This is a genomic window from Streptomyces vulcanius (assembly GCF_042653945.1).
In the GTDB taxonomy this organism is placed as follows: Bacteria; Actinomycetota; Actinomycetes; order Streptomycetales; family Streptomycetaceae; genus Streptomyces; species Streptomyces mangrovi.
Genome location: NZ_JBHSFK010000106.1, coordinates 1 through 2,688 on the forward strand (window position 1 = coordinate 1; position 2,688 = coordinate 2,688).

Consider the following 2,688-nt stretch of genomic DNA (forward strand, 5'->3'; position numbering starts at 1 on the left):
GTTCCTGCAGGCTGCCCTCAAGGCTGGGGCACAGACTCGCCAGGGCGAACTCGACATGGAAGGCCTCATCGACGGCCTCCTCCGCTCGCAGCCTCCTCGCCGCTGACACCCGCCGTCCGAGGACGGATGCCCGGTAGTGGGCCCGGTGGGCGGGGCCGGTCTTGTGAGTACGGAGTCGGAAAGCATGGGCAACGTACCCTGCAGGGCCAGAGGCCTTCCGCTTACCGCTCGGCGGTTTGATCAGTCGAACGGGGTTTCTGTATGGGTGATCCTGCGGTGGTGGAGACATAGCGGCAGGGCCTCCTGGCAGCTCGGGGTTGCGATGCCAACCTCGCGGCGCCAGGAGGCTCTGTTGTCGCGGTCTGTCGTGCTCGTGCCCGCAAAATGTCCAACGCGCCGTCTTCTCCAGCAATTTGGTGGCTCGAGTTGGTGGCTCGAGTTGGTGGCTCGAGGCGAACCAGTCAGCCGACCGCAGCATTCCCCGGCTGCTCGCGGTGTGCCCGGGCCGTGGCCATCAGTTTGTCGAGTGTGTCCCTGGTCCGCACGAGGTCGGCGATGTGCGCGGACAGCCGCTCGCGCTCCAGTGCCATCCGCTCCAGCGCGGAGTCGGAGTTCTCCTTGCTGGGCGTGTCGACGCAGGGCAGCAGCTCGGCGATGGTGCGGCTGGACAGGCCTGCGGCGTACAACCGCTGGATGAAGGCGACCCGATCGACCTCGTCGTCCGTGTAGTGCCGCTGGCCGCTAGGGCTGCGGGTACTGGTGAGCAGCCCCTGCTCCTCGTAGTAGCGCACGGACCGGACACTGACTCCGGCGTGTGACGCGAGCTCCCCGATCCGCACAAAGCCCTCCCGGCTGAGTTCTGCGCCACAGACCCTTGCCTCTGACGTCAGTGTGAGGTCCTAGGGTATCGGTTGTGCCCGAGGCGCGGACACGACGGAGTGCTGAGGAGCCCTGGAATGGCAGATATGACGGACAAGGTGTGTGTCGTAACCGGCGCGAATTCGGGAATCGGCAAGATGACCGCGGTCGGTCTAGCCAAGGCCGGCGCCACTGTGGTGATGGCATGCCGCGACCTTGCCAGGAGCAGTGAGGCGCTCGCCGGGATCCGCACGCTCAGCGGCTCCGACCAAGTGCACCTGATGCAGCTCGATCTCGCCTCTCAGGTTTCCATCCGGGCGTTCGTCGAGGCGTTCACGCAGAGGTTCGACCGTCTGGACGTGCTGGTGAACAACGCGGGTGTCGGGTCACCCGCCCGCAAGCTCACCGCCGACGGCTTCGAGTTGCACTTCGGGGTCAACCACCTCGGGTCCTTTCTGCTGACGACACTGCTCCTGCCAGTACTGGAGCGCAGCGCGCCGTCCAGGGTCATCGTCGTCGCCGGCAGCGCCCAGAAGTCCGGCAAGATCAACTGGGACGATCTGCAGCTCGAGCAGAAGTACTCGATCCTGCGGGCCGGAGGCCAGTCGAAGCTCGCGAACTTGATGTTCGTACGCGCGCTCGCCCAACGGGCACAAGGCGTCACCGTGAACGCGGTCGACCCCGGTATGACCGCGACTGGCATCACGCGTGAGTTGCCTGCTCCGGTGCATAAGCTGATGGGACTCCTGTTCAAGAGTCCGGAGAAGGGTGCGCGCACCCCTGTCTATCTGGCGACGTCGTCGGAAGCGGCCGATGTGACGGGCAAGTACTTCAAGAACTCTCGTGAGATACAGCCCAACCCGGACGCTCTCGACGACAACGCCGTGCAGCGGCTGTGGCGGATCAGCGAGAAGCTGACTGCCCAGTCCGCGACCGCGCCGTAGCGGCATTAGAGAAGTAGGGCCGCCGCAGCTCGCCGGTCGCGTGCCATGAGGCGCGTCGTCGTCCAATGAGCTTCTTCAGCGTTGCCGCTCCAGGGTGAGGACAGCTTTCGCGATTGACGTCATGCGGTTTGGGCTGCATCGGGATCTGCGGAAGATGCGCCAGGACTTCAGGCGCGCGACGCCGCGTTCGACCGGTGCCCGTGCCGAGGCCAGGGCCCGGTTGCGTGTCTTCTCGGTGAGGGTGAGTTCTTGCAGGGGCCTGCGTTTGATGGCCGTGGTCACCCAGGGGCCACCGCCCTGGTAGGCGAGATCGGCCAGGATGGGGACGCCCTGGCGCTCGCAGATGCGGATGATCCGGTGGGTGCGGGCCGCGGTCAGGTCGTGAGTTCGGCCCGGGAGCGCGGGTGAGAGCCACAGCAGCCGGCCGTCCGGATCGGTGACTACCTGCACGTTCACCCCGTGCCGGCGGTGCTTGTGGGAGTAGTCGGCCCGTCCGTCGCCGACCCGGTCGCACTCGGCGAGGGTGCCGTCCAGCAGGACGAAGTCCGCATCGGCCTCGCGTAGGACCTTCAGCAGTCCCGGCGCACGGTCGGCGAGCAGGTGGATGACTGCACTGGTGTAGGCGTGGGCGGTGGACTCGCTGATCCCGAACCCGGCAGCGATTTTCGCCACGGTGGTGTGTTCGCGCAGGTACACCAGTGCCACCATCGCGCGTTGAGACGGGCGGAGCTTGCTGCGCCGGTCGTCCTCACGGGTGACGATGAGCATGGTGACCCTTAAGAATGTTGGACGGTCCGGGAGGACCGGGTGTGGCTGATGGTGACCTGCCGGTGATGGCTTGAGTGGATTGGCCGCCCGGTCCTCCGGGACGCTCCGACTGCTGATT

At 66.3% G+C, this 2,688-nt stretch carries 3 protein-coding genes; 1 reads left to right on the forward strand and 2 read right to left on the reverse strand.

The window, feature by feature from the left end; all coding sequences use genetic code 11:
- Window positions 1–461: 461 nt before the first annotated feature.
- The gene (locus ACFPIH_RS56140) at window positions 462–839 is read right to left on the reverse strand and encodes a MerR family transcriptional regulator (protein WP_381188066.1); all 378 of its coding nucleotides are present in this window, start codon (window positions 837–839) and stop codon (window positions 462–464) included.
- 117 nt (window positions 840–956) lie between these two features.
- On the opposite strand from ACFPIH_RS56140, the gene ACFPIH_RS56145 reads away from it, so the two are divergent.
- Window positions 957–1,802, forward strand: coding sequence for an SDR family oxidoreductase (locus tag ACFPIH_RS56145; protein ID WP_381188069.1), 846 nt, complete (start codon window positions 957–959; stop codon window positions 1,800–1,802).
- A gap of 75 nt (window positions 1,803–1,877) precedes the next feature.
- Here ACFPIH_RS56145 and ACFPIH_RS56150 read toward each other — a convergent pair whose 3' ends face one another.
- A complete protein-coding gene (locus tag ACFPIH_RS56150) occupies window positions 1,878–2,570 on the reverse strand; it encodes a transposase family protein (RefSeq protein ID WP_381188072.1) in 693 nt (230 codons plus the stop codon).
- Window positions 2,571–2,688 lie beyond the last annotated feature (118 nt).

Bases quoted from the DNA above. Each gene is read 5' to 3' on its own strand.
- ACFPIH_RS56145 (WP_381188069.1), top strand. From the start codon at position 957: ATGGCAGATATGACGGACAAGGTGTGTGTCGTAACCGGCGCGAATTCG.
- ACFPIH_RS56150 (WP_381188072.1), bottom strand. From the start codon at position 2,570: ATGCTCATCGTCACCCGTGAGGACGACCGGCGCAGCAAGCTCCGCCCG.